Below are 3930 nucleotides of genomic sequence, written 5' to 3'. Positions count from 1 at the left end.
CGACGTTCAGGCCAAGGCGGGCAGGGACATGCAACTGATCGGCGCCATCGACCAGCAGCAGGAGAATGTCCGGAAATCCGAAAAGAACAGCGTTCGACGCAAGGACGAAATCCGCGGCTACCACCACGAGTCCGCCGTGAAAGCGCAAATAGCCAGTGGCGGCGACCTGTCCCTGGACAGTGGCCGCGACATACAGGTGACCGGTTCCGACCTGGTCGCGGATGACGCCCTCCGGATCGGCGACCACGTGGTTGAGCACGCCGGGGACGACTACAGGACGGCATCGGGCGATCGGGTTGAAAACCTCACCGTCGATGCGCTGGCCCTGAAAAACGAGGACTGGGCGGAAAAGAGCCGCAGCTTTACCGGCGTCATGAAAGCCCTCTCACAGGTCGCGGCCTATACGGTTGCCGGTGTGATGGGCGTCGGAGCCGATACGCCCGCGATTGAACTCGGCCGCCGGAAAGCGGATCGCACGCAACAGGTGAGCCACCAGGGATCCGGGCTCGCCGCGAACGACATCGCCGTCAATGTCGACGGGACGGCCCGCTTCGCCGGGGCTGACGTGACCGCCGAGGATGGTTTCAACGTCAACGCCGACGACATCCAGATCGACGCCGTCGCCAACACCACGTCCGAAAGCCACGTTTCCGAGAAAGAGACCGTCAAAGGCCTGGGCGCCAAGCTTGAGCATGACGAATTCCGGCTGGGGGGCATCGAGGAACGCAAGGACCAGCAAACCCACACCCAGGTCACCACCCAGTGGCAGGGCAGCCAGATCTCGGCGGGCCATATCGACCTCAACGCCGGCGACAGCATCCAGGTGACGGCATCGGACGTTGCCAGTTCCGGCGACATGAACCTGCAGGCTGGTAATAGTATCGAGGTGAGTGGGCGACAGGACACCCAGACCACGACGGACAGCCGCCATACGGAGATCCGGACCACCAGCGCCGGTGTCAAGAACGCGTATGTCGACGCCGCTTATGCGCTACAGGCCATGAACGACGCGCGACGGGCCGTGAGTGACGCCAAGAAGGCGCTCAGCGAGGCCAAGGACAAGGTCGCCCAGGGCAAGTTGCGCAAGCAGGACCTGAAGTACTACCGGGCGAACCTGGCAGCGGCTACCGCCAACCTGGGCCAGGCAGGCATCGCGTTTGCCGCCGCCGGTTCCACAGCCGCCACAACGACCGAAACCGGGGGCTTCTACGCCACGGGCAGCACTGAGCGCAGCACGCTCGACAGCGCCCAGACCGCGCAGTCCGCAACGTGGAACGGCAGCCAGCTCCTGGCCGGAGGCAACGCATCCCTCAAAAGCGGCGAAGACATCGGCATCAAGGGATCGGACGTCGCCGTCAACGGCACGCTGGCCATCGACAGCAAGGATGTTGATATTGTTGCCGGCACCGAGACGAGCGCAACGGCTTCAGACAGTCGCCAGACCAACCAGAGCCTCACCGTCAGCTACGGCGCACACGGCTTCAGTGGTAGCGGCAGCGCCGGTTATAGCCGCTCCGACGCCGACGCAACCCGCCTGTCCCACCGCAACAGCAGCGTTAACGCCGGTTCACTCGAGAGCAACAGCGAGACCTTGACCGTGGCCGGCGCCAATGTCGCCGCGGATACCATCAACATCGATACCGAGACGCTGGACGTCCGCAGCCTGCAGGATCAGGGCCGCAGTAAAAGCAAGACCCGCGGCGCCAATGCGGGGCTGGGCGTCAGCAACGGCGCGGTCAGTTCCGTCACCGTCGGGGTTGAAAAGGCCGATGGCTCGTCCAATCGCACCTGGACGGACAACCAGACGAGCATCATCGGCCGGGAGTCGGTCACCGTTAACGCGAAAGACACGACCCTGACCGGCGCGGTCATTGCCAATGCAACCACCGATGCCAATGGCCAACTGGTCGACCAGGGCAACCTGGACCTGACCACCGACACGCTCACCGTCGCGGATCTCAACGACACCGATCAGGGCGAGGACCGGGGCTTCAATGCCAGCGTCACCGTGAACCTGGGGGGCGAGCCCCGCAACAAAGCGCAGCAGAGCGGACCACAAACCGGCCAGACCACCGTGGGCGGTCACTACTACGGCCACGACCGCGCCCAAACCTCACACGCCACGATCGGCCAGGGCCAGCTGGTTGTCGGGAGCGCGGAGCAGGACACCGTTGCCGGCCTGAACCGGGATCTCGACAAGAGCCAGGAAGTCACCCGGGACCTGGACATTGGCGGGCTGGATGCCAGCGTGACCGTCGACCACCGCGTACTGAGTGCAGCTGGGTGGGACAGCATCGTCAATGATGCTGTCGATACCATGGAGCATGGTGAGGATATCGTCCGAGCTGGCAAGGGGGTCGCCAATGATAAAGACTTGGCAATCCTCGATTTTGGCAAGGTGTTGCACAACAACGCCCAGGTCACGCAACTGAAGAACGACCTGCTGCGCAATCCGGAAAACGCCCAAATCCTCGCAGGGCTAAAAAGCCAGGACCCGGAAGTTCACGCGAAGGCTGTTGTGGACTTGGCGCACCTGGCCCAGGCCAAGTTCGGGCTCTCCCCCTCCGATTTCTATCTATACGATGGCAGCAGAACCAGCAGCTCGTCGCTGGCCGACAATCGTCTGGTTGACGTGAAGGGCGGGACGGACGTGGACACGGCCAGCTCATTGAAAGGTACCGCCTTCCTGGATGCCGGGGACGGCGTCCGTAAAACCGACATGATGTACACCCTGGGGCATGAGGTGTTGGAAACCCAGTCGTTCCAGGGCAAGGGCGGTGGACTCTTTGGTATAGACTCGGAACAGACCCAGGAAGCCCTGGGGAATGCGTTCGGGGAACAACTGGCGTCCCGCATCAACCAGGCGGCCGGAGGCGATCTCGACGCCACCGGCGGGAGCGGTTTCTCGGCGGCGCTGAAGAACAGCCAGGCGGTGCTGGATGGCACCAAGGTTGCCGACGAGGTGGGGTCGGCAAGGGTCGACCACCGTGAGCTGATCCGTGCGGTTCCAGGTACCAATGCACTCGGTGCGGCCATTGCCGTTGGACAGGTGGCGTATGACAGCGCCCGTAGCACGGCTGAGATCGCTGCGACGGGGCTGACGGGAGTGGATTACAGCAACAGTGACGGAAAGCTGGTGCAACAGGCGGCTGATTGGGTCGCCAATGGCCTGAAAGGCGGGGAAAACCTCGTGGAATGGGCGGTCACTGGCGAATGCTCGGACTGTGGCTCGTTGACGACAGTGAAATCGTCGGGCGCCGCCCCTGAAGGCGCGGCGACGGCGAAGCCTGCAGTTGCGGCCACCCCGCTGGGGGATAAGGCCGTAGCGGCGAATCGGGTCAAAAAACTGGCACAGGTGCGGGCCAGCATGGCGGAGAGTGGTGCGTCCAGTTCGTCCCTGACCTTTCTGGATCGTCAGATTGACGAGGAGCTATCCCATCTCCAGCAGATGACGGGTGCGCCGTTGACCTTGGATCACGGTCGGCTGGTCAATCCTGCTATCGGTGATCGAGAGCGACACCTGGCCAGCGGCACGTCCGTTACGCCAGTAACCAGGCCGATGCCGTCCAGCACGGGCGGCAGTGAGATGGTGGACTTGAGCCTGGGGCTCTTGACGAAGCCGGCGGTGGAAGGGGCAGCTTGGTCTACGGTATCTGGGGATCGTTCGGATGAGGTAAACCTTGGCCCGTATATGATGGAGCAGGGGGGCGATGTTAAAAACAAGGGTGTTAGCAATTTACTCGCAGATCAAAAATTTCAAGAATCCCTAAAAGATATTGATTGCGTGGACTGCGATGACATTGTGAGGTGGACCCGATCAGTTGGACAACCTGATGGTGTCACTAAGCTATGATCCGGTTGTTTCCCTGGCTCAGGCTAGCCAAGGCTATCGGTTGCCCGTAGTACACCTCATCGGGCGTTTGATACTCA

1 protein-coding gene is annotated in these 3930 nt (G+C 62.5%); it reads left to right on the top strand.

The window, feature by feature from the left end; translation table 11 throughout:
- The first annotated feature begins 28 nt into the window (after positions 1-28).
- On the top strand, positions 29-3853 hold the full coding sequence (locus EZI54_RS23175; RefSeq protein WP_131484235.1) for a hemagglutinin repeat-containing protein: 3825 nt from the start codon (positions 29-31) through the stop codon (positions 3851-3853).
- Positions 3854-3930: the final 77 nt, after the last annotated feature.

This window comes from Marinobacter halodurans, from assembly GCF_004327985.1.
GTDB lineage: Bacteria > Pseudomonadota > Gammaproteobacteria > Pseudomonadales > Oleiphilaceae > Marinobacter_A > Marinobacter_A halodurans.
This window is presented reverse-complemented; position numbering and strand designations above follow the sequence as displayed.

Coding starts and splice junctions, on each gene's coding strand:
- EZI54_RS23175 (WP_131484235.1), top strand. CDS start 29: ATGCAACTGATCGGCGCCATCGACCAGCAGCAGGAGAATGTCCGGAAA.